The sequence below is a fragment of the bacterium genome (assembly GCA_026708055.1).
GTDB lineage: Bacteria > Actinomycetota > Acidimicrobiia > Acidimicrobiales > CATQHL01 > VXNF01.
The window spans coordinates 25,417-45,634 of sequence record JAPOVS010000043.1; the positions used below are offsets into that span (position 1 = coordinate 25,417).

The 20,218-nt window shown below is 69.0% G+C and carries 18 protein-coding genes; 11 read left to right on the forward strand and 7 right to left on the reverse strand.

Going from position 1 to position 20,218, the window contains the following annotated elements; genetic code table 11:
- Positions 1-3: 3 nt before the first annotated feature.
- Positions 4-588, reverse strand: coding sequence for a phosphotransferase (locus OXG55_09055; GenBank protein ID MCY4103392.1), 585 nt, complete (start codon positions 586-588; stop codon positions 4-6).
- 38 nt (positions 589-626) lie between these two features.
- Here OXG55_09055 and OXG55_09060 point away from each other — a divergent pair, with 38 nt between their 5' ends.
- Positions 627-1,109 carry a hypothetical protein gene (locus OXG55_09060; protein ID MCY4103393.1) on the forward strand — a complete coding sequence of 161 codons (483 nt, stop codon included), beginning with the start codon at positions 627-629 and terminating at the stop codon, positions 1,107-1,109.
- Here the strand turns inward: OXG55_09060 and OXG55_09065 are convergent.
- Together OXG55_09065 and OXG55_09070 are read right to left on the reverse strand one after the other, a co-directional pair.
- Complete coding sequence (locus tag OXG55_09065) at positions 1,088-2,134, reverse strand: TIGR03857 family LLM class F420-dependent oxidoreductase (GenBank protein MCY4103394.1); 1,047 nt, start codon at positions 2,132-2,134, stop codon at positions 1,088-1,090. The two genes, OXG55_09060 and OXG55_09065, sit on opposite strands and share 22 nt — an antisense overlap.
- A 310-nt stretch (positions 2,135-2,444) precedes the next feature.
- Complete coding sequence (locus OXG55_09070) at positions 2,445-4,160, reverse strand: transcriptional regulator (GenBank protein MCY4103395.1); 1,716 nt, start codon at positions 4,158-4,160, stop codon at positions 2,445-2,447.
- Between the two features lie 175 nt (positions 4,161-4,335).
- On the opposite strand from OXG55_09070, the gene OXG55_09075 reads away from it, so the two are divergent.
- The 3 genes from OXG55_09075 (at position 4,336) to OXG55_09085 (ending at position 5,211) form a co-directional block, all read left to right on the forward strand.
- The gene (locus OXG55_09075) at positions 4,336-4,467 is read left to right on the forward strand and encodes a hypothetical protein (GenBank protein ID MCY4103396.1); all 132 of its coding nucleotides are present in this window, start codon (positions 4,336-4,338) and stop codon (positions 4,465-4,467) included.
- A 130-nt stretch (positions 4,468-4,597) separates the two neighbouring features.
- Positions 4,598-4,819: a hypothetical protein gene (locus tag OXG55_09080; GenBank protein ID MCY4103397.1), complete on the forward strand. Its 222-nt coding sequence runs from the start codon at positions 4,598-4,600 to the stop codon at positions 4,817-4,819.
- Positions 4,816-5,211 carry a twitching motility protein PilT gene (locus tag OXG55_09085; protein MCY4103398.1) on the forward strand — a complete coding sequence of 132 codons (396 nt, stop codon included), beginning with the start codon at positions 4,816-4,818 and terminating at the stop codon, positions 5,209-5,211. Before OXG55_09080 ends, OXG55_09085 begins: the two co-directional genes overlap by 4 nt.
- Positions 5,212-5,279: 68 nt before the next feature.
- On the opposite strand, the gene OXG55_09090 is transcribed toward OXG55_09085, so the two are convergent.
- The 4 genes from OXG55_09090 to OXG55_09105 all read right to left on the reverse strand — a co-directional run bounded on the left by OXG55_09090 (position 5,280) and on the right by OXG55_09105 (position 10,312).
- The gene (locus OXG55_09090; protein ID MCY4103399.1) at positions 5,280-6,437 is read right to left on the reverse strand and encodes a hypothetical protein; all 1,158 of its coding nucleotides are present in this window, start codon (positions 6,435-6,437) and stop codon (positions 5,280-5,282) included.
- 190 nt (positions 6,438-6,627) lie between these two features.
- Entirely contained in the window at positions 6,628-7,371 is a 744-nt protein-coding gene (locus OXG55_09095; GenBank protein MCY4103400.1) for an ABC transporter permease, read from the reverse strand.
- A 196-nt stretch (positions 7,372-7,567) separates the two neighbouring features.
- Complete coding sequence (locus tag OXG55_09100) at positions 7,568-9,208, reverse strand: hypothetical protein (GenBank protein ID MCY4103401.1); 1,641 nt, start codon at positions 9,206-9,208, stop codon at positions 7,568-7,570.
- A 225-nt stretch (positions 9,209-9,433) separates the two neighbouring features.
- Positions 9,434-10,312: an ABC transporter permease gene (locus OXG55_09105; protein MCY4103402.1), complete on the reverse strand. Its 879-nt coding sequence runs from the start codon at positions 10,310-10,312 to the stop codon at positions 9,434-9,436.
- A 224-nt stretch (positions 10,313-10,536) separates the two neighbouring features.
- On the opposite strand from OXG55_09105, the gene OXG55_09110 reads away from it, so the two are divergent.
- From OXG55_09110 to OXG55_09140, 7 genes are all read left to right on the forward strand, one after another.
- Positions 10,537-12,975 (forward strand): FAD-dependent oxidoreductase, encoded by a 2,439-nt coding sequence (locus tag OXG55_09110; GenBank protein MCY4103403.1) that lies wholly within the window; start codon positions 10,537-10,539, stop codon positions 12,973-12,975.
- Between the two features lies 1 nt (position 12,976).
- On the forward strand, positions 12,977-15,412 hold the full coding sequence (locus tag OXG55_09115; protein MCY4103404.1) for an FAD-dependent oxidoreductase: 2,436 nt from the start codon (positions 12,977-12,979) through the stop codon (positions 15,410-15,412).
- 61 nt (positions 15,413-15,473) lie between these two features.
- The gene (locus OXG55_09120; GenBank protein ID MCY4103405.1) at positions 15,474-17,030 is read left to right on the forward strand and encodes a trimethylamine methyltransferase family protein; all 1,557 of its coding nucleotides are present in this window, start codon (positions 15,474-15,476) and stop codon (positions 17,028-17,030) included.
- A gap of 282 nt (positions 17,031-17,312) precedes the next feature.
- Complete coding sequence (locus OXG55_09125; protein MCY4103406.1) at positions 17,313-18,032, forward strand: B12-binding domain-containing protein; 720 nt, start codon at positions 17,313-17,315, stop codon at positions 18,030-18,032.
- 10 nt (positions 18,033-18,042) lie between these two features.
- Positions 18,043-18,672, forward strand: a complete 630-nt coding sequence (locus tag OXG55_09130; GenBank protein ID MCY4103407.1) for a DUF1638 domain-containing protein — start codon at positions 18,043-18,045, stop codon at positions 18,670-18,672.
- Positions 18,673-18,674: 2 nt separating this feature from the next.
- Positions 18,675-19,097, forward strand: a complete 423-nt coding sequence (locus OXG55_09135; GenBank protein MCY4103408.1) for a virulence factor — start codon at positions 18,675-18,677, stop codon at positions 19,095-19,097.
- Complete coding sequence (locus OXG55_09140; protein ID MCY4103409.1) at positions 19,094-19,996, forward strand: dihydropteroate synthase; 903 nt, start codon at positions 19,094-19,096, stop codon at positions 19,994-19,996. The genes OXG55_09135 and OXG55_09140 overlap by 4 nt, the downstream gene beginning before the upstream one ends.
- Positions 19,997-20,218: the final 222 nt, after the last annotated feature.

A 20,218-nucleotide genomic window follows, 5' to 3' on the forward strand; every position in this document is an offset into this window, starting at 1 on the left:
CGGTCAGTCCAGGAACTCCTCGGCGCCGAGATCGATGGCGTGGGTGGTGTGCCGGCGCGCCATCGTGGCGAGCAGCTTGTCGCCGCGCTCGGTGCGCTCGACTCCCATCGAGGCGAAGACGACGGTTGCCAGGCCGAAGAAGGATGCCCGGCGGTACGCCTCCCAGCACTCGGACCAACCGAGGCCCGCCGCACCGAAGCCGCAGAGCGCTTCGTAGTAGTCGCGCACGATGCGCTCCTCGGCAGCGCGGCGGTGCTCGATCCGCAGGTTGCCCCCCAGGAAGTACGAGACGTCGGCGAGGGGGTGGCCGACCGCCAGGGACTGCCAGTCCACGGCGCTGACCGCTGCCGGTGTTCGCGTCGTGTCCAGGAGCAGGTTGTCGAGCCGGTAGTCCTGGTGGATGGCGCAGAACACCTCGCCGACAGGTGGGCTGATGGGGAATCCCGAGGTGTAGGCGAGGCGCTGGAACAGATCCCTCTGCTCAGCGGAGAGTTCGTCGTGGTGCCTGTCGAGGAATTCGGGGAGGACGCTCTGGAAGAACGCTGGATTGCGTTGTGCAGCTCCACAGGGTCGTCGTAGTTCAGCCAGTCGGCGTCGGCGAGCGAGGCGTCGCGCCAGGTCGGGCCATGGAGCCCCACCAGAGCCAGCACGATCTGTCGGGCCAGCGACGGGTCGCAGCCGGCGATCTGGTCACCCTGGACAGCGGGGTGCATGTCCTCCAGCAGCAGCACGAATTCCGGGCCGTGGCCCCGGACGGCCGCGTGATAGCAGCGCGGCGTCGGGATCTGCAGCCGCGACCGCAGACGGTTGTAGAAGCCGACCTCTCGGGAGTAGGCGCGCACCACGACGGCCATGTTCCGGGTCATCTTGTCGCTGGACGGGAACTTCCCGACGATCGTGGCCGGGTACTCGGGCCGTGGCCGGGCGTAGGTGAGCACGAAACGCACACTGGTGCCGAACTGGCCGGTACCGACGGGGGCATGGCTGAAGCCGAGTACCTCGGCGTCGGCGTGGCCGGCGCCGCGCAGCACCTCGCTCAGCCACTCGGCCGACACCTCGTCGAGGGTGGGGATGGATTCGTGGCCGGTCACAGTCCGCTGCGGCGGTAGGCGTCCACGACCGGTGCGAGTTCGGCCGGGGTGGCGCCGTGCATGATGACGCCGTCGCACCCCAGGTCGAGTTGGTGGCGGACAGCCGCGGCGCACTGTGCGGGCGACCCCGTTGCGCTGGCGGCGAACCACTCGTCGGGAATGATCGTGGCGATGTGTTCGAGCACCTCGGTCGAGCCGGCGGCGTCGAGCGCGGTCCAGCGGTGCTCGGCAACCACCTCGTCGGCTTCGAACCTCTCCAACACGGCAGGATCCCAGCGGTTCGTCCGCACCAGGAGCTCGCCGTAGGCCTGCAGGTAGCTCGCCAGCCGTCCGATGGTTCCCCTCAGGCGCTTCTCATAGGGGATCAGGTCGGAGATCGTGGCCAGACACGACCAGACGCGGACATCGCCGGGGTCTCGGCCGGCTTGCTCCGCGGCTGACTTGACCGTCTCCACGCATCGGATCACGGTCTCATCCGCGAAGTACGTGTGCAGGATCACCTCGTCGAAGCAGCGGCCGCCGAGGCGCAGGCTGTTCTCGCCGAAGCATGCGATGTTCATCGGCAGGTGCTCGTCGAGGGTCGGATCGAGGAGGAGGAGCGGGAAACGCCCGGCCGGACCGTCGTGGTTCTGGACCATCTCACCCCGGAAGAGCCGCCGCATGATGCCGGCGAAGTCCTCCATCTCGGCCGTGGTGATCTCCGGGATGCCCATCAGCTGCTGCAGGGTGGGGATCCCCCTGCCGATGCCCAGCACGAACCGCCCGCCGCTGAGGCTCTGCATCGTGTAGGCGAAGCCGGCGGTCAACAGGGGATGGCGGGTGTTGTTGTGCGTGGCGCCGGTGGCGACGGTGATCGACTCCGAGACCGCCGCGGCCGCACCGCACAGCACGCCCGCCTCCTTCTTGTTGTAGCGCTCGGAGATGAACACGGTGCCGAGCCCCAGCGCCTCGCCAGCCCTCACCTCCTCCAGCAGGTCACGCGAACTGGCCGGCTGGCCGGCCAACCCGTAGAAGCCAAGCTCAGGAAATTCTGGCGTGGTCATGGCCGGTCGCCTCTGTTCTCGCCCGCCGGTGGGGTGCGGCAATCGTGCACGGGTACGGGCCGGGCGACTTGCCCGGATGCCGCCCCCAACGCCGCGAAAGCTACTGCGGCCGTCGCGGCACCGCTCAGGGATTCGCCATTCGTCGCACCTCGCGGGAGTTCTGAAAGACTAGAACTAGTTCTAGTCTTAGTCGTAATATTCCTAACACTAAAACTAGAGAACTGTGAACTAGAACCAGAACCGTGCGCTGGAACCACAGAACCGTGCACGCATACTCCGGGTACTCCGAGCCACTGCCGGGTCGTTCGAGTCAGTTGCCACCGACGGAATCTCGGTCAGGTGCGAGAGGTCCGGGCCCGTACTCGACGGCGGGGCCCCGATCGGATTCGCTGATCCGCTCGAGGATCTGCCGCTCCACAAGTTCGCGAAGGACCACAGACGCCCGTGGTGAGCCGACCCGGAACAGACCTCGCACGTCCCGGTTCGTGATTCGACCGTGCTCGAGAAGATGCGCTATCACCGCTGCCTCGATCTCGCTGCTTGAGTGCCTCCGATGCGCGACGGCAATCCCGAGTCCGGCAGCGGCGACCCGCGAGAGGCGATAGCGAGCGAGTGCCCCGTTGGCCGAGGCGCCGACGGATTCGATCAGCGGGGCGGACGAGGTGGCAATCCGCTCGAGGGCACGGGCGGTCTCCAACGGTGAGCGTTGGAGTATGGGCGCGATGTCGGCAGGCGTTGCGCTGCTGGTGGCGCAGAGGTGTCGAAGGACGAGCAGCACCTCCACGTCGCCACGGCTCGACACGTCGAGCGACGAGACGAAGCGAGCGAACGCCATGTCGGCCGGCCCGCCCGCGAGTGACACTCGTACGCAGTCGGCCGAGGCTCCGAAAGTGGGTGGCTCCTTGCCGAGTCGCAGCATCGAGCGGTACATCCGGGCCACGCCGGTGCCGAGTTCCTCAATCAGCCCCAGGCTTCGGAATGCCCGAGCCAGCAGCCGGTTCCGGGGCCTGGATGGCGTCGTCAGGATGTTGTCGACCGTCACACCGCTGACCAGCGGGCCCATCGAGGTAATCGACAGAGAGTCGTCGAAGTGCTCGACGTGTATCGGATCGGTGAGGTCCAATCGGCGGTGAACAAAGGCGTTGGCCAGCGCCTCTCGGACGGCGTCCTCGGGATAGCGCAGGAGTTGGAGTTGTTGACCGCCCGGCAGCAGCAGAGGATCCGACAGATTCCTGGCGGCAATGTGCTCCAGGGTGCGGTCCAAGGCGGCGAGCAGAGGAGGGTTGAATCGCGCGCTCGCATCGGGTGGGCTCCCCCCAGTGCGGCGATGCTGATAGCTGACGATCTCTCCGCCGGCCGCGCAGAAGAGTTGTTCGCCGGCCACGAGCAGTTCGCCGTCGGGCAGAGCGACGCCCATCGCCTGGCAGAGTGCTGAGCCGGAGAGTTCGGCCCAACGCGCGCGATCATCAGTGAGTTGTCGCAGGTGGCGACGCGCCAGGTCCACCGCCACCGGATCGAGTTCGTCCACCGATCGGCCGCTGCGGCCTTCGGACGGGTCCTGCCCGCTGCGTTCGGAATGGAGCGCCGCGACCTGATCGGGAGCGAGCGGGAGACAACTGCGCCCGATGCGCCGTGTGACTCTCCCCGCCACTGCGTGCACGGCTGCACCGAGCGGAACTCCGATGAGCAGGAGTCGCGCCCCCCGATGCGTGTGCTCGGCCACCGACACCGTCAACCCCGGATCAGCGGTGTCGAAGATGCAACGACGAACTTCGAGTGGATCGAGGCTCGTTCCCGAGTACGCGCCGGGGCCGCCCACGGAGTTCTCCACGCCCACCACCACAGTCCCGCCCTGACCGTTCGCCAGACAGGTCGCGGCGTTGACAAGGTCGCCGAGAGTCCTCTTGGGGTGGCCGTGATCCGACTTGAACTCGAGCGTCTCCGCCTCGAGGCTCTCCGGAGAGTCGCCACGGTCTATTCGAGCGAGCGCGTGGGTTACCTCGTGCGCGATCGGGAAGGTCGCCATCAGTTTTAGCCTAGTACATGACGGAATCGAAGGCTAGAATTACTTGAGTTGCCCTCGCGGGTTGACACGATTAACAGTTAGAAGTGTGAATGTGTTCGCCCGCGCCCGGGTACCACCGCTAAGGATGGTTCCACCTGTTCACAGCGGGAGCGCCCGGCCTTCGATTCAACGCTCCGTGCCCGGTCAGGGGGATCCTCGCCTGACCGACGAGCAGAAGGTGCAACTTGCGGCCATCGGCGGGAGCGACGCGTTGCAGGAGGCGCTCGACGAGGTGGGGCGGCAGTACCCGGAACTGAGCAACGAGTAGCGCCCCCGGCGGAGCGCGCGGCCGTCGCGGGTGTCCCAAGAGCGTAGAATCAATTAAAGATAATGAACAATATCTAAATATCTCAGATAGCTATGTTGATATAGACAAGGAGTTTGGTATTGTCGGTGTCGTGGCCACCGAACGTCTCGCTGTGTCGCTCGATTCCGAGTTGGTGGCGGCCGTGCGCCGGGCTGCGGAGGAGGACGGCCAAAGCCTGTCCGCCTGGCTCGGGGTTGCCGCCCGTCATCAACTCGCGTCACGGGGTCTTCGTCAGGTCGTGGACGACTGGGAGGAAATCCACGGGCCGTTCACCGACGAGGAACTCGAGGCCGTCCGTCAGCGATTCGGATGACGGCGTACGTTCTCGACGCCGGAGCGCTGATCGCCCTCGATCGCGACGAGCGGGATGTCTGGGGGATGCTCCGTCGGGCCGTGAACCAGGGAGATCGTTTGCGTGTCCCCGCAGGCGTCATCGGGCAGGCCTGGCGCGACGGTCGGCGGCAAGTGCTGCTTGCCCGGGCTCTTGCCCATTGCGACGAAGTGTCGCTCGATGGAGCCGCCGCTCGCGCTGCAGGGACATTGTGCGGACGTACGGGACAATCTGACGTGATCGACGCGTCCGTCGCGGTGACGGCGGCAGGGCTCGCCGGGGTCCAGGATGTTGCGGTCGTCACCTCGGATCCGGACGACATCAGGAGGCTCCTCTCCGTGCTGCTCGCGCCGGTGCGGGTCGTCGAAGTCTGAATCGCTCGAGCGAGCCGACCGCCGCGGACAGTCGCCCGGGCGGATCGGGATCTGGGAAGCGCCTCCGATCAGACGCAGAGGCCGTCGGTTGTGACACCGCGGTGGCTGTAGCAGAGGATGGTGCGCTCCACGGCGCGGAGCGTGAACGGCCCGGGATCCTCCGACATCCAGTCGCCGGCAGGGGTGGCGAAGATGTGCAGCCGGTAGCCCCGCAGTGAGTCGTCGCCGAGGTTCAGCACGTCCACCGTCATCTCGCCGAGCGCCTCGAAGATGCTGGGCCCCACCGTCACGACGACACGCGACGGGGGTTCCCCGGAGGCGAACACCTCGCCGACGATCAGGGCCAACTCGGTCAGGGTGCGGGCCTCCGGCCGCTCGCCGAGACGATCGATGAGATGTGCGGTGATGTCGTCGGTCAACCCGATCGGGGCGAGGTAGGCGCCGCTCGCCCAGCCCGTCACCCCGGCCACCTGCACCTCGTGCCACACGGTCGTGGGCAGCTTCCGGGTGCGGCCGGTGGCCACGATCGCCCCGTCCCACGACTCGAAGTGGGCGATGGGCTCGCCGGAGGGCATCTCCCGGACCTCCAGCAGGTAGGCGATGGGGTTCCCGAGGCCCAGGGTGGCGATGATCGCACCGAACGGCACGTCCCGGACATTCAGCACGTCGTCGTGATCCACCCCCACGACTGCCAGCGACGTGCCCTTGTCAGGCCCGTACTCGTAGGGCTCGCCGGGCAGGTCCTCGTCGCCGGATGGAGCCTTGGCGGCAGCCGTTGCGGTGGTGGGTGTCGACGCCTCGTCGGCGGTCGTTGCGGTCGTGGGTGTCGTGTCGCCGGCTGTTGCGGTCGCCTCCGTGTCCCCGGCCTCGACCGTCGATCCGCCCGCCGGATCCGCCGGCGCCGGGCCGCTCACCACGGGGTCGGTTGTCGCTGTCGGCGGCGGGTTGATCAGGATCACGGGTGATTCGTCGCCACGGTCCGGCACCCGGACCGCCGGCGCCGCGTCGCGTGCCGCCGTGGAGGTTCCGGATCCGCTGCTACCGGATCCGGCGGCGTTGGGGCCGAGGACGGAATCCTGGAGCCCGCCGGTCGAGCCATCCGTCCCGTCACCCGAGTCGAGATCGATGCCAGGATCGACGTCGATGTTCACCGTGCACGCCCCGGCGACCAGTACGAGCAGGATCAGTCCTGTCGCGGCTCTCGTTGCAGCCGTCCTCGCCATCATCAGTCCGATCCCAACTCGACTCATCGACCGGGGACACACCCGGCGCCGCTCGCCGCCGGGGGCGGTGGCCCCGGTACGGACGTCGCGGATCGCCGCCACGCCTTGGGGGTTCCGGTCCGGCAGCGGCGCGGCACGGTCGCCCCGAGGCCCGCCGGGCGCCCCGGCCGCCGGCGGGAACCGGGACTCTCGCTCAGACGCCTGCCTCGTCGGCGGAGGCGTGCCAGCGCTGGGTGCTGATTCGTCCGAGCCAGCTGAAGCCCCAGAAGACCACGATCCCCAGCAGTGAGGAAACCAGGAGGGCGGCGATCAACTCCTTGATCGCCGCCTGGCCGCGGTACTTGTCGATCAGCACCCCGACGCCCTTCTCACCCCGGCCGAAGAAGAACTCGCCGACGATGGCGCCGATCACCGACAGCCCGGCCGCGATGCGCAGGCCGGTGAACGTGGCCGGCAGCGAGGCCGGGAATTCCAGCTTCCAGAAGCGGGTGGCGCGGGAGGCTTTGTGCAGGGTCAGCAGTTCGTGCAGGTTGTGCTCTGCGGACTGCAGGCCGAACAGGGTGTTGGTGATGATCGGGAACAGGGCGATGAGAACCGTGACGATCACCCTGGCCTGGAAATCGAATCCGAACAGCCCGCCGATGAGCGGCACGAGCGCCAGGATGGGGATCGTCTGCAGGACCACCGCCCAGGGGAAGAACGAGCGCTCGACCCAGCGTCTGAAGTTCATCGCCACCGCGAAGAGCATCCCGGCCGCCGTGGCTATGGCCAGCCCCGTGAACGACTCCTTGGCGGTGACCCCCAGGCCGTCGAGCAATTCGCCGCGCACGTCGGCGTCGGAGACCGCCGCGGTCCACACCTGATGCAGCGGCGGGAGCAGGAACCGGCGATCGTCGGCCAGCATCACGTACGACAGCAGGTACCAGAGACCCACCATCGCCAGGCTGAATGCGACCGGCAGGCCGAACCTGGTGGCCAGCCCTCGGATTCGCGTCCGGAGCGCCTCGGCGGGCCGCCGCGCCGGTGCAGGCCCAGCCGAGTCGGAACGGGCACGGCCCGGCCCCTGAGTCTCCCCAGGGACCGGGCCGTCGTCCCGCGGCATGTGTTTGCGGAAACCTCCTCGGCGCCTTCGGCTAGAAGCCGAGGCCGACGGACGGATCCAGGAACTCGTTGGTGTAGAGATCCCCCGGCGTGACGTTCGGGTCGAAGCCCTCGACGCCCTGCTCGGTGAAGATCGGCGTCAGGATGTCGATCAGACCCTGGATGCGGTCGCCGTTCATGTCGCCGATGAAGCCGTTGCCTCCGTCGGTCACCAGCCCGAGGTCTCGCATGGCCACGGTGGCCGCGGCGTGCCCCGCCTTCGACGAGGTCCAGAAGCTGTCCAACTCCTTGACGATGTCGTCCAGCCTGTCGTTGATCGGCTGCGGGTCGTTGAAGTAGTCGACCAGGTCCTGCTGCATGATCGGCACGATCAGCTCCAGGCACTCCCGGTAGCGCTCGATGTCGCCGGAGCGCACCGAGACCGCCGACTGGTAGAGCTCGACACCGGCGTCGTGGATCAGCAGGAAGTCCACCGGCTTCAGCCAGCCCTCGATCTCGTTCTCGTAGCGATACGGCTCGTTGGTGGCGAAGCCCTGCTGCACGAGGCCGTCCTCGGCGATGAACCGGGTCGGCGAGCCGTCGTAGGAGCCGTCGACGTTCGCCGCGTCGAGGACGTCGTTGGCGACCAGGAAGTCCATGTACGTGGCGCCCTGGAAGTACAGCACGGTGGCCCCGGAGTCGCCGATGTCCTCGAACGTCTCGAAGTCGTAGTCGTCCGGATCCCACATGAGGATCTGCGGGCCCACCTCGAAGCTGGTGAACACGGCGGTGACCGGGGTCAAGCCCCAGCTCCGGATGGCGGCGGCCGTGTCGACGTAGGCCATGAAGATGTCGTCGTCGGCGTAGAACTGCGCCGTCGGCGGCGAGAAGCCGATGTACGGACCGCCGGCGCGGATCTCGACGGTGAGGCCCGTGTCACCCAGCTCGCCGGAGTAGGTGCCGTTCTCGGCGTCCACGACCCCGTCGGTGCCGATCATCTGGTAGGTGTGCGCGTGCTCGGGCTCGGGGAACCAGTCCGTCTGGATCACGAGCGGGTTCGGGCACACGTCGGTGAGCTGGACACCTGCCATGGCGGCCTCGGCCTCGGCCTGGGCCTCGGCACGAGCCTCCTCGGCTTGGGCTTGTGCGGCCTGCGCCGCCTCGGCGGCGGCTCGGGCATCGTCGGCTTCGGCCTGGGCGGCTGCCGCTTCTTGCTGGGCGGCTGCCGCTTCTTGCTGCGCGGCTGCTGCCTCCGACAGCGCTTCGTCGGCCGCCGCTTGGGCGCTTGCCAGGGCGTCCTCGGCTGCGGCCATGGCTTCCTCGTTGCCTTCGGCGGTGGCTTGCGCCAGGTCGGCCCCGGCCTGTGCGGCCTCGGCTGCGGCAAGTGCCGCGTCGGCTGCGGCGCCGGCGGCTGCGGCGTCGGCTGCGGCTGCGGTGGCCTCGGCTGCGGCGGCTGCGGCGTCGGCGCCGGCCACTGCGGCGTCAGAGATGCCGGTGTCGGCGTCCGCCTGGGCGCCTTGTGCGGCTGCGGCGGCAGCGCCAGCCTCCGACATCGCCGCGGAGGCGTCCGCCTGGGCGGCCTGCGCTGCGGCAAGCGCCGCGTCGGCGGCTTCCGAGGCCGAGTCATCCGCGGCGCAAGCGACTGCCACGACAGCCAGCGCCGCGACAAGTGCGATCAGGACACGTTTGTTCATCGGTTTGTCTCCTCCGTTTCGACTGCCTGAGAGATCTACCCTCCGGTGCGGTCGGACGGGGCCTCAGGGTAGTCAAATCCGAACCGGTTGGTGGCTCGCCGCTCTGTCGTGCTCGCCGGCGATCGGCGGGACCGCGGGGTGCCAGTCGATTGCTTGTCAGGACCGGGCTCGGCAACGGCTCGCGGACGAACTGGTTTGCGTCTCAGGCCCCGGGCGCCTCGTGCTTCAGGCGGAGTACCAGTGGCTGGTGAGGCGCCGGCCGGCCCAACCGAAGAACCAGAACAGCACCACGCCGAGCAGCGAGCTGAAGATGATGCCGGCCACCAGCTTCGACCCGGAGAGCTGGTTCTGGAACAGGAACAGCAGCTGCCCGAGCCCCTCGGTTCCGTAGGTGCCGCCCTTGAAGAAGAATTCGCCCACGATGGCGCCCACCACGGCCAGGCCCGCGGAGATGCGGAACCCGGTGAAGATGGCGGGCAGGGCATGGGGCAATTGGAGCTTGCGGAAGCGGGTCCAGCGACCTACCCGGTGGAGTGTGAGCAGGTCGTGCATGCTGGGCTCAACCGAGCGCAGCCCGAACAGGGTGTTGGTGATGATCGGGAAGATCGAGATGATGATCGTCACCACCACCTGGCTCTGGAAGTCCCATCCCCACCACAGGCCGATGAGCGGGCTGATCGCCACGATGGGCACGGCCTGCACCGCCACGGCGTAGGGGAAGACGCTCCGCTCGATCCAGCGGGCCTGGCTCATGACCACGGCGATGGCCATGCCGCCCACGATTGCCAGGGCCAGACCGACCAGGGTGACCTGCGTCGTGCGCCACAGACCGAGCAGGACCTGCTCGAGGTTGTCCCAGGTCAGGAACCCCACATCCACGACCCGATGCAGCGGGGGCAGGAAGAACTGCTGGTCCCGATCCAGCACGAAGTAGGTGAACAGGTACCAGATGCCGATGACGCCTGCGGCCACGGCGGCCGGGGGTCCCAGCAATCGGGCCCGCTGTGCGGCTCGCTCTGCCGTGGAGTGGTACGCCTCGTCGCCCGCGGCGACGGCGACCGATTCCGTGGGCTCAGATGTCTGCGTCGTCGTTCCTGCGTCCATCGACTCGTACCGGCGCTGCCTGGACCGTCCGCAGCCTAGGCGTTGGGGCGTCGCATGTCGCCACCGGGAGCGGGCCGATCGCCGGCGGTTCACGCCAGGCGCGGTTCGGCCGATTGATGTGGCCGCATCTGTCGGCGGCTCGCCGACATCGGGTCCGCGAACAGGCCGGTCGGGTTTGCCCCCGCGCATCGGTGACGGGTTCCGGCCTGTCAGAATGTCGCCCTGTGAGTGCCACACCACAGCTTCCCGACCGCGCCCAGGTCGTCATCGTCGGCGGAGGCGTGATCGGCTGCAGCACGGCTTACCACCTCACGCGCCGCGGCATCAGCGACGTTCTGGTCCTCGAGCAGGGCAGTCTCACCTGCGGCACCACCTGGCATGCCGCGGGGCTGGTGACCCAACTGCGCTCGACGTACAGCCTCACGCAGCTGGCCACCTACTCGGCCCGCCTGTTCGAGCAGCTGGAGGAGGAGACCGGCCAGTCGCCCGGCTACCGCACCGAGGGGTCGATCACTGTCGCCGACAACGCCGAGCGCTGGGAGGAGGTGCGGCGCGGCGCCTCCATGGGAACCATGGTGGGTGTCGAGACCCGCATCCTGGACCTCGACGAGTTGAAGGAGCGCTGGCCGCTCATCCGCACCGACGACCTGGTGGGTGCGCTGCTGGTGGTCCGCGACGGCCAACTCTCGCCGGTGGATGTGACCATGGGCCTGGCGAAGGGGGCCCGCGACCGGGGCGCCACCGTTCGCGAGGGTGTCGCCGTCACGGGCCTGCGCACCCGCGACGGTCGGATCGTCGCCGCGCGGACCGACCGGGGCGACATCGAGACCGAGACGGTCGTGCTGGCCACGGGCATGTGGACCCGTCAACTGGCCGCCACCATCGGCGTGAACGTGCCGCTCCAGGCCTGCGAGCACTTCTACGTCGTGACCGAGCCGCTGGAGGGGGTGGATGCCACCACGCCCGTGCTGCGCGACCCCGGCAACTACACCTACTTCAAGGAGGAGACCGGCAAGGTCATGGCCGGCTTCTTCGAGCCCCGCGGCAAGATCTGGCACCTCGAAGGCGTGCCCCCCGGCAGCTCGTTCGTGCAGTTGCCCGAGGACTGGGAGCACATCGGCCCCATCTTCGAGCGCTCCATCCACCGCGTTCCGGCGCTGGGCGAGTGCGGGATCCAGCTCTTCTTCAACGGACCCGAGGCCTTCACACCCGACGGCGTCTTCTACATGGGTGAGGCGCCCGAGGTGGACGGCTGCTTCGTGGCGGCCGGATTCAACTCCATCGGGGTGCAGACCTCCGGCGGCGTGGGTTGGGTGCTGGCCGACTGGGTCGCCGACCGCAATCCGCCGATCGACCTGACGTCGGTGGACATCAGCCGGGCATTTCCCTTCCAGGCCGACCCCGAGTATCTGCGCGCCCGCATCGGCGAGAGCCTCGGCCTGCTCTACGCCATGCACTGGCCGCATCGCCAGTACGAGAGCGCCCGAAACCGGCGCCTGTCGCCGCTGCACGACCGTCTCGACGCCGCCCGCGCTGTCTTCGGCGAGACGGCCGGCTGGGAGCGCCCCAACTGGTACGCCGCGGACGGCCAGGAGAGGGCCTACGTCTACAGCTACGGCAAGCAGAACTGGTGGGCCAACGCCGGTGCCGAGTGCCGGGCGGTTCGCGAGCGCGTGGGTCTGTTCGACCAGACGTCGTTCGTGAAGTTCAGCGTCACCGGGCCCGACGCCCTCATTGTGCTGAACAGGCTGAGTGCCGCCGAGGTCGACGTGGCACCGGGGCAGGCCGTCTACACGCAGTGGTGCAACGACCGGGGCGGTATCGAGGCCGATCTCACCGTCACGCGACTCGGCGAGGAGTCGTTCCTCGTGGTCACCGCCGCGGCCAGCCAGACTCGTGACTGGGCCCGGCTGCGCCGGGGCTGCCGGGGGTTCGACGTGGACATCCGGGACATCACCGAGGACCAGGCCATGCTGGGGCTCATGGGTCCGCGGGCGAGGGACGTGCTGGAGCCGCTCACCGGCGCCTCGCTGGCGGACGAGGACTTCCCGTTCTCCGCCGCCCGGTTCATCGACGTGGCCGGCGTCGAGGTGCTGGCGATCCGCATGAGCTACGTGGGCGAGTTGGGTTGGGAGCTGTACGTCGCCAACGCCGAGGCGGGGGCTGTCCACGACGCCCTCGTGGCCGCCGGCGAGCCGCACGGGTTGGCGCTCGCGGGCTACCACGCCATGAACACGCTGCGCCTCGAGTCCGGATACCGCCACTGGGGCCACGACATCTCCCCGGCGGACACCCCTCCGGAGGCCGGGCTGGGGTTCGCGGTGGGCTGGGACAAGCAGGCGGACTTCTGCGGCCGGGCCGCGCTGGAAGCCCAGCGCGGGCTACCCCGCACGAAGCGCCTCGTGCAGTTCCGGCTCGAGGATCCCGAGCTGCTCGTCTACCACGACGAGCCGGTCCTGCGAGACGGCGCGGTGGTGGGGTGCACGACCTCGGGCGCCTGGAGCTACCTCGAGGACCGCTGCCTCGCCATGGGTTACGTGCACCACACCGACCAGGTGACTGCCGACTGGCTGGCGGCGGCCGCCTTCGAGATCGACGTGGGCGGGCGGCGGGTCCCGGCCACGGCGCAGCTGCGGAGTTTCTACCGCCCGCGCCGGAGGTGAGATGACTACCGAGATCCGGGTCGTGATCGTCGGCGGCGGCGCCATGGGCGCGGCCCTGCTGTACTTCCTGGCGCACGAGGGCTGGACCGACACCATCCTCGTGGAGAAGGGCGAGCTGAACTCGGGCTCCACCTGGCACGCAGCCGGGATGATCCCCAACTTCACCAGTGACTTCAACCTGGCCAAGGTGCACGAGGTGGGGGTGTCGCTGTACCGCAGCATCGAGGCCGAGACGGGCCTTGCCACAGGCTGGCACGAGCCCGGCACCGTCCGTCTCTGCCGCAAGGGACGGCCCGAGGAGGCGGACTGGCATCGCTACACCCAGGGGCTGCTGCACCAAGCCGGCGTGGAGTGCCACATCATCGGTCCCTCCGAGATCGCCGAGCTGCACCCGCTGCTGAACCTGGACGACGTGGTCTCCGGCGCCTACACCCCCAACGACGGCTGGGCCGACCCGTCGAGCTGCACCAACTCCATGGCCCGCGGCGCCCGCCGGCTCGGCGCGGAGATCCGCCGCCACACCCGCGTCACCGACATGAACCAGCTGCCCGACGGCCGCTGGGAGGTGATCTGCGACAACGACCGCATCATCTGCGAGCACGTCGTGAACGCCGCCGGCCACTACGCCCCGCAACTCGGCGCCATGGTGGGCCTCGACGTGCCGATCGTCTCGGTGATCCATCAGTACCTGGTGACCGAGCGCATCCAGCCCCTGGTGGACCTGGGCTACGAACCCCCCACGATACGCGATCCCCGGGCGTCGATGTACGTGCGCAGCGAGCTGGACGGGATGCTCGTGGGGCCGTACGAGATGTCGGACTCGCAGCCCTACGGCGTCGACGGCGTGGACTGGGACCTGCACTTCTACCTCACGCCCCCCGACCTGGACCGCCTCGAGGAGTGCCTGGAGTGGGCGGCGGTGCGCATCCCCGCCTTCGGCGATGCCGGCATCCGCAAGGTCGTATCGGGCCCGATCACCCATACCCCTGACGCCGGCTACCTGATGGGGCCGGCGCCGGGCCTGCGGAACTACTGGCACTGCAACGGCGCCTCCATCGGGGTGACCCAGGGGCCTGGCGCCGGCAAGTACCTGGCGCAGTGGATGGTGCACGGCCAGACCGAGATCAACGTGCGGGGCATGGATCCGCGCCGCTACGGCGACTACGCCGGGGCGCGCACCCACTACACCATCGACAGGTCCCTGGACGAGTATCACGAGATGTACCAGCCGCGCCCACCGGGCGAGTACCGGGCGGCGGGCCGGCCACAGAAGACGACCCCGATCTACAAGCACTTCGACGCCCTGGGTGCGCAGTGGCAGGAGGTCTACGGCTGGGAGCGCCCGCAGTACTTCTCGCCCGACGGCAGCCCCGAGGTGCACTCCTACCGCCGCTCGAACGCCTTCGAGCCCGTCGGCGCGGAGGTGCGCGGCGTGCGGGAGCGCGTGGGAATCGCCGACCTCACAGCCTTCGCCAAGTTCGAGGTCACCGGCGCCGACGCCGGCGCCCTGCTGGACCGCCTGTCAGCCAACCGCCTGCCGCGCCAAGGCGGTATCCGGCTCGTGCACATGCTCACCGAGCTCGGCGGCATCGAGTGCGAGATGACCATCACCGGGTTGGGCCCTGAGCGCTTCTACCTCTCCTCGGCCATCATGGGCCAGAGCCACGACCGGGACTGGCTGACCCAACACGTCGCGGCGGGCGAGGATGTGACGGTCAACGACGTCACCGACGAGACGGCGTTGCTCGGCCTCTCCGGCCCGCGGGCCCGGGACGTCCTGGCGCCCCTCACCGCGGCCGATCTCGGCAACGAGTCGTTCCGCTGGCTGACCGCCCAGGAGATCGAGGTGGCGGGGGTTCCCGTCAAGGCGCTGCGGGTGTCCTACGTGGGGGAGTTGGGCTGGGAGTTGCACTGTCCCATCGATCGGATGGCCGAGGTCTACGAGGCGCTCCTGGAGGCGGGCGAAGGTCACGGCATGGTCCACTACGGCAGCTACGCCATGAACGTGATGCGCATCGAGAAGGCCTACAAGGCCTGGGGCGCGGAGCTCACCACCGAGATCACGCCCATCGAGGCGCGCATCGAGCGCTTTGTGGACTTCTCCAAGGACTTCATCGGCAAGCGGGCCACGCTGGCGCGCCGCGACGGGCCCGAGCCGCTGCAGTGGGCGCTCGTCTACTGCACCGTCGGCGAGGGCGACAACGACGTCTGGGGCAACGAGCCCGCCTACGCCCCCGGGAGCGACGAGATCATGGGCATCGCCACCAGCGGCGCCTACGGGCACTCCGTGGGCACCAGCCTGGCCTTCATCTATGTGGCCCCGGAGTTCGAGACGCCAGGGTCCAGCTTCGAGTTGGAGATGCTGGGCGAGCGCCGCACCGCCACCGTGCTGGGGGCCGCCGCCTACGACCCCGAGAACAGGGCACCACGATCTTGAGGGTGAGAGCCGCGACGTAGTCGTCACGCCGAGAGGCTCGAGAGCCTCGAAAGGAGGCCGGATGGCCGAACAGCCTCGGGAAGCTCCCCGCCGCCGGAGCGGCGGTCGAGCCGGGCGAATCGCCGAGCGCCAGGCGGCGCCGGCGGCGGACGCCCGCCCGGTGCGCCCAGGGCTGCCGGGTGGCCGCTACGCGCCGCTCAGCGACAGTGACATGCAGCAGATCTACGACACGGCGCTGGGGCTGCTGGAAGATGTGGGGATGGGGACGCCGATTCCGGAGTTCACCGAGGTCGTGACCGGTGCGGGAGGTTGGCTGGACGCCGACGGTCGCCTGCACTACCCGCGGTCCTTGATCGAGGAAGGCATCCGGCGGTCCGCCAAGGAGTGGATCTGGCACGGCTTCGACGACGACAAGTCGATCCACGTCGGCGGCAACCGGGTGCACTACGGGACTGCGGGCGCGGCGGTGCTGATCCACGACTACGAGACCAACCGGTTCCGCCCCTCGACCATCAGCGACGTCTATGACTGCGCCCGCCTGGTGGACTCCTTCGATCACGTCCACTTCTTCGGGCGCACCTGCGTGGCGCGCGATCTGGAGGATCCCCGTGACCTCGACCTCTCCACGGCTTATGCGGTCCTGATCGGGACGTCCAAACCCTCCGGGTCGGCATGGTTCGACCCGCAGCACGTGCACGAGTCCGTCGAGATGTTCGACCTTGCGCTGGGTGGGCCGGGCGAGTTCGCCAAGCGCCCGTTCGTCGTTGGCTACAACACGTTCGTGGTCCCTCCCATGCGCTTCGCCGAGGAGGCCAACCGGTGCATGGTGGCTCAGGTCGAGACGGGGATGCCCGTGCTGCTGCTGTCGGCGGGCCAGGCGGGCGCCACCGCGCCGGCCGCCCTGGCCGGCGCGCTCGTGCAGGCCCTCGCCGAGTGCCTCGCCGGGCTGTGCAACGTCAACCTCATGCGGCCGGGCCATCCCTGCATCATGGGCATGTGGCCCTTCGTCTCGGACCTGCGTACGGGCGCCATGAGCGGCGGTTCGGGTGAGGAGGCGGTGGTGAACGCGGCCGCCGCGCAGTTGGTCAACTGGATGGGCCTGCCGTCGGGAGTGCCGGCCGGCATGACCGACTCGAAACTGCCCGACGCCCAGTCCGGCTATGAGAAGGGCCTGACCGTCGGGCTGGCCGGAAACGCCGGCGCCAATCTGATCTTCGAGTCGGCCGGCATGCTGGCCAGCCTGCTGGCGTGTTCGCCCGAGCAACTGGTCATCGACAACGACATGCTGGGCTCCATCAACCGCACGGTCCGCGGCATCGAGGTGGACGAGGGAACGCTGTCGGCCGGCGTCATCGCCGAGGTGATCGCGGGACCCGGGCACTTTCTGGGCTCGGCGCAGACCCTGGCGCTGATGCAGACCGAGTACGTCTACCCGATCATCGGCGACCGCGAGTCGCCCGAGAACTGGAGCGACGCCGGCGGGCTGAGCGCGCTGCAGGTTGCCCACGACCGCGCCCGGCAGGTGCTCGCCGAGCACTACCCCGACCATGTGAGTGCCGAGACGGACATCCGCATTCGCGAGGTCTTCCCCATCCGCCTGCCCTCGCGTTTCACCTGAGCGACGCCCTTTCCCGATTCCGTCGCCCGCGCTCGGAGGTCGTCCGAGGGCCTCGTGGGGACCCCTGCCGTTGCCGTGGTACCAACTGGAATCCTGTGCTAGATTTGTTCCGCATTACGGTTCCGGTCCACGATGCGGAATCAAGACGGCTCGTGCCGAAGTGGCGCGGCACCGCAAGTTGGGCCGGACGAAGGGTGGAACCTGCAGTGGCTCCTCGCCGGCGGGACCGATTGCCGGGAGCGTCGCAGCGGGTGCCGCGGTTGGCTCTGAAAGGACACGCTCATGAGTGATGTGCCCGCGAACGCCGACTTCGACGACGCCGACGACCTGGACCTGTCAGCGCTGGGTGACGAGGAACTCTGCGCCCAGATGCACGACGACCTCTACGACGGCTTGGCCGACGAGATCGCCGAGGGCACGAACATCCTGCTCGAACGCGGCTGGTCGGCGGACAAGGTCCTGAACGACGCCCTCGTGGAGGGGATGCGCATCGTCGGCATCGATTTCCGTGACGGCATCCTCTTCGTGCCCGAGGTGCTGCTGGCTGCCAACGCCATGAAGGCCGGCATGGCCATCCTGCGGCCGCTGTTGGCCGAGACCGGGGCAGAGCCAATCGGCAGCGTCGTCATCGGCACGGTCAAGGGGGACATCCACGACATCGGCAAGAACCTCGTAGCCATGATGCTGGAAGGTGCCGGATTCGAGGTGTTCAACCTGGGCATCAACACCGACGTGGAGGAGTTCCTGGCTGCGCTCGACGAGCACAAGCCCGACATCCTGGGCATGTCGGCCCTGCTCACGACGACCATGCCGTACATGAAGGTCGTCATCGACACGCTCGTCGAGAAAGGTCGGCGGGACGAGGTCATCGTCCTCGTGGGCGGGGCGCCCCTCAACGAGGAGTTCGGCGCGGCCATCGGGGCCGACGCCTACTGCCGCGATGCGGCCATCGCCGCGGAGACGGCCACGAACCTCGTGACGGCGCGCCGCGCCGCCGGGTGACGGAGCGACGATGACCCGGCTCGGGGCACCGGCCCCGGCGAGGGATCGGGTCCTGGTCATCGCCTGCGGGGCACTGGCCCGCGAACTCGCGGCGGTCACGGCCGAACTGGACGGGTTGGACTTCGAGTGCCTGCCCGCCCGCCTGCACAACCGCCCCGAGCAGATTCCCGAGGCCGTGCGCCGGCGGGTGCGGGCGGCCCGTGGCGCATACGACACGATCCTCGTGGGCTACATGGACTGCGGGACCGGCGGCCTCCTGGACCGGGTCTGTACCGAGGAGGGGGTTGAACGGCTCCCCGGCGCCCATTGCTACGAACTGTACGCGGGCTCGGAGACCTTCGCCGCCCTGCAGGAGGCGGAGCCCGGCACCTTCTACCTGACGGACTACCTGGTGCGGCACTTCGACCGCCTGATCCTGGAGGGACTCGGCATTGCGGACCACCCCGAACTGCGCGACATCTACTTCGGCCACTACACGCGGGCAGTGCATCTCGTGCAGGACACCGACGCCGCCCTGGATGCCGCGGCGCGCAATGCCGCGGCAAGCCTTGGTCTGCGCTACGAGCGGATCGTGGTGGGCTGTGACGGACTGGCCGCGCCGCTACGGTCCGGGCACAGTCTCGCCGTCCGGGCAGCCTGATCGTGGTGGCCCAGGGTGAGCGGGCCGCCGGCCGCCGCCGGCGTCGGCGCGACGGTGCCGGCGACCTCGTCGTCATCAGCTGGCGCGACATACCCGCCCAGGTGAACGCGGGCTCGGGTGAGCAGAGGGTCCAGCGCATCCTGCCTCGCCGCTTCCAGCGGGCCATCGACAACGCCGCAATGGTGGCGGGGATGTCCTCGGCGTCGCAATACATCGGTGAGTGGCGGCGGAGCTCCCGCTCGGTCGACGGCGACGATCCCGAGGGTGCGGCCCTGCGTGTGGCCGCGGAGTTGGAGGCGGCCTTCCCCCGCGAGCGCCTCGAGACCTTCGTGGCGACCGGCGGGTGGGACCCCGAGCGCGCCGAGCCTCCGGCCGGCGGCGCCGAACCGGCCCCAGGAATGCAGCACCAGGAGGAAGTGACGTGACCGAGACTGTGATCAGTTCCCGCACCAGAGAAGTCGTGATCGGGTTCGAACGTCCCTTCGTGATGATCGGCGAGCGGATCAATCCCACCGGGCGCAAGCTGCTGACCGAGGAGATGAAGGCCGGCGACTTCAGTCGCGTGGAGGCCGACGCCGTCGCCCAGGTGGTTGCCGGTGCCCACGTGCTGGACGTCAACGCCGGGATCCCGCTGGCCGACGAGCCGGCACTACTGACGCGGGCCATCAAGCTGGTGCAGGAGGTGACCGACGTGCCGCTCTCCATCGACTCCTCGATCGTGGAGGCACTGGAGGCGGCCATCACCGTGTACGACGGCAAGCCGCTCATCAACTCGGTCACCGGCGAGGAGGAGGTGATGGAGCGGGTCTTGCCCCTGGTGCAACGGCACGGCGCCGCCGTCGTGGCGATCTCCAACGACGAGACCGGCATCAGCGAGGACCCCGACGTTCGCTTCGAGGTGGCCCGGCGGATCGTCGAGCGGGCCGCCGACCATGGCATTCACCACTCCGACGTGGTGGTGGATCCGCTCGTCATGCCGATCGGCGCCGTCGGGACGGCGGGCCGGCAGGTGCTGCACCTCGTGCGACGTCTCCGGGAAGAGCTGCGGGTCAACACCACCTGCGGAGCCAGCAACGTCAGCTTCGGGCTGCCCAACCGCCACGTGATCACCGGCACCTTCCTCTCCATGGCGATCGGCGCGGGGATGACATCGGCGATCATGAACCCGCTCCACCCCGAGGTGAAGAACGCCGTCATGGCGGCCGACGTGCTGGCCGGTCACGACCGCGACTGCATGGCCTGGATCGGCGCGCACCGGGAGATGGGCGCGCTCGGCGCGGGGATCTCCCGGCGCCGGGGCGGGCGGCGGCGCAGCGCGGCCTGAGCTTCCCGCTCCGGTGGCGGAGACGATGATCCGGGACATCCGGCGGTCTCCCGACCCGTCATTCCGGCGAAGAGCCTGCCCCGGACTTGCTCCGGTACTGGAATCGAGGGTTGGGCATGTCCGGCTGTCTGCTCACTCGTCATTCCGGCGAAGAGCCTGTCCCGGACTTGCTCCGGGACCGGAATCGAGGGTCGGGCATGTCCGGCTGTCTGCTCACTCGTC

What these genes read in the sequence shown, in the direction of transcription:
- OXG55_09065 (MCY4103394.1), bottom strand. Translation starts at nt 2,134, where the DNA reads ATGACCACGCCAGAATTTCCTGAGCTTGGCTTCTACGGGTTGGCCGGC.
- OXG55_09120 (MCY4103405.1), top strand. Translation starts at nt 15,474, where the DNA reads ATGGCCGAACAGCCTCGGGAAGCTCCCCGCCGCCGGAGCGGCGGTCGA.
- OXG55_09070 (MCY4103395.1), bottom strand. Translation starts at nt 4,160, where the DNA reads ATGGCGACCTTCCCGATCGCGCACGAGGTAACCCACGCGCTCGCTCGA.
- OXG55_09095 (MCY4103400.1), bottom strand. Translation starts at nt 7,371, where the DNA reads ATGGTGGGTCTCTGGTACCTGCTGTCGTACGTGATGCTGGCCGACGAT.
- OXG55_09090 (MCY4103399.1), bottom strand. Translation starts at nt 6,437, where the DNA reads ATGATGGCGAGGACGGCTGCAACGAGAGCCGCGACAGGACTGATCCTG.
- OXG55_09060 (MCY4103393.1), top strand. Translation starts at nt 627, where the DNA reads ATGGAGCCCCACCAGAGCCAGCACGATCTGTCGGGCCAGCGACGGGTC.
- OXG55_09085 (MCY4103398.1), top strand. Translation starts at nt 4,816, where the DNA reads ATGACGGCGTACGTTCTCGACGCCGGAGCGCTGATCGCCCTCGATCGC.
- OXG55_09100 (MCY4103401.1), bottom strand. Translation starts at nt 9,208, where the DNA reads ATGAACAAACGTGTCCTGATCGCACTTGTCGCGGCGCTGGCTGTCGTG.
- OXG55_09130 (MCY4103407.1), top strand. Translation starts at nt 18,043, where the DNA reads ATGACCCGGCTCGGGGCACCGGCCCCGGCGAGGGATCGGGTCCTGGTC.
- OXG55_09105 (MCY4103402.1), bottom strand. Translation starts at nt 10,312, where the DNA reads ATGGACGCAGGAACGACGACGCAGACATCTGAGCCCACGGAATCGGTC.
- OXG55_09115 (MCY4103404.1), top strand. Translation starts at nt 12,977, where the DNA reads ATGACTACCGAGATCCGGGTCGTGATCGTCGGCGGCGGCGCCATGGGC.
- OXG55_09125 (MCY4103406.1), top strand. Translation starts at nt 17,313, where the DNA reads ATGAGTGATGTGCCCGCGAACGCCGACTTCGACGACGCCGACGACCTG.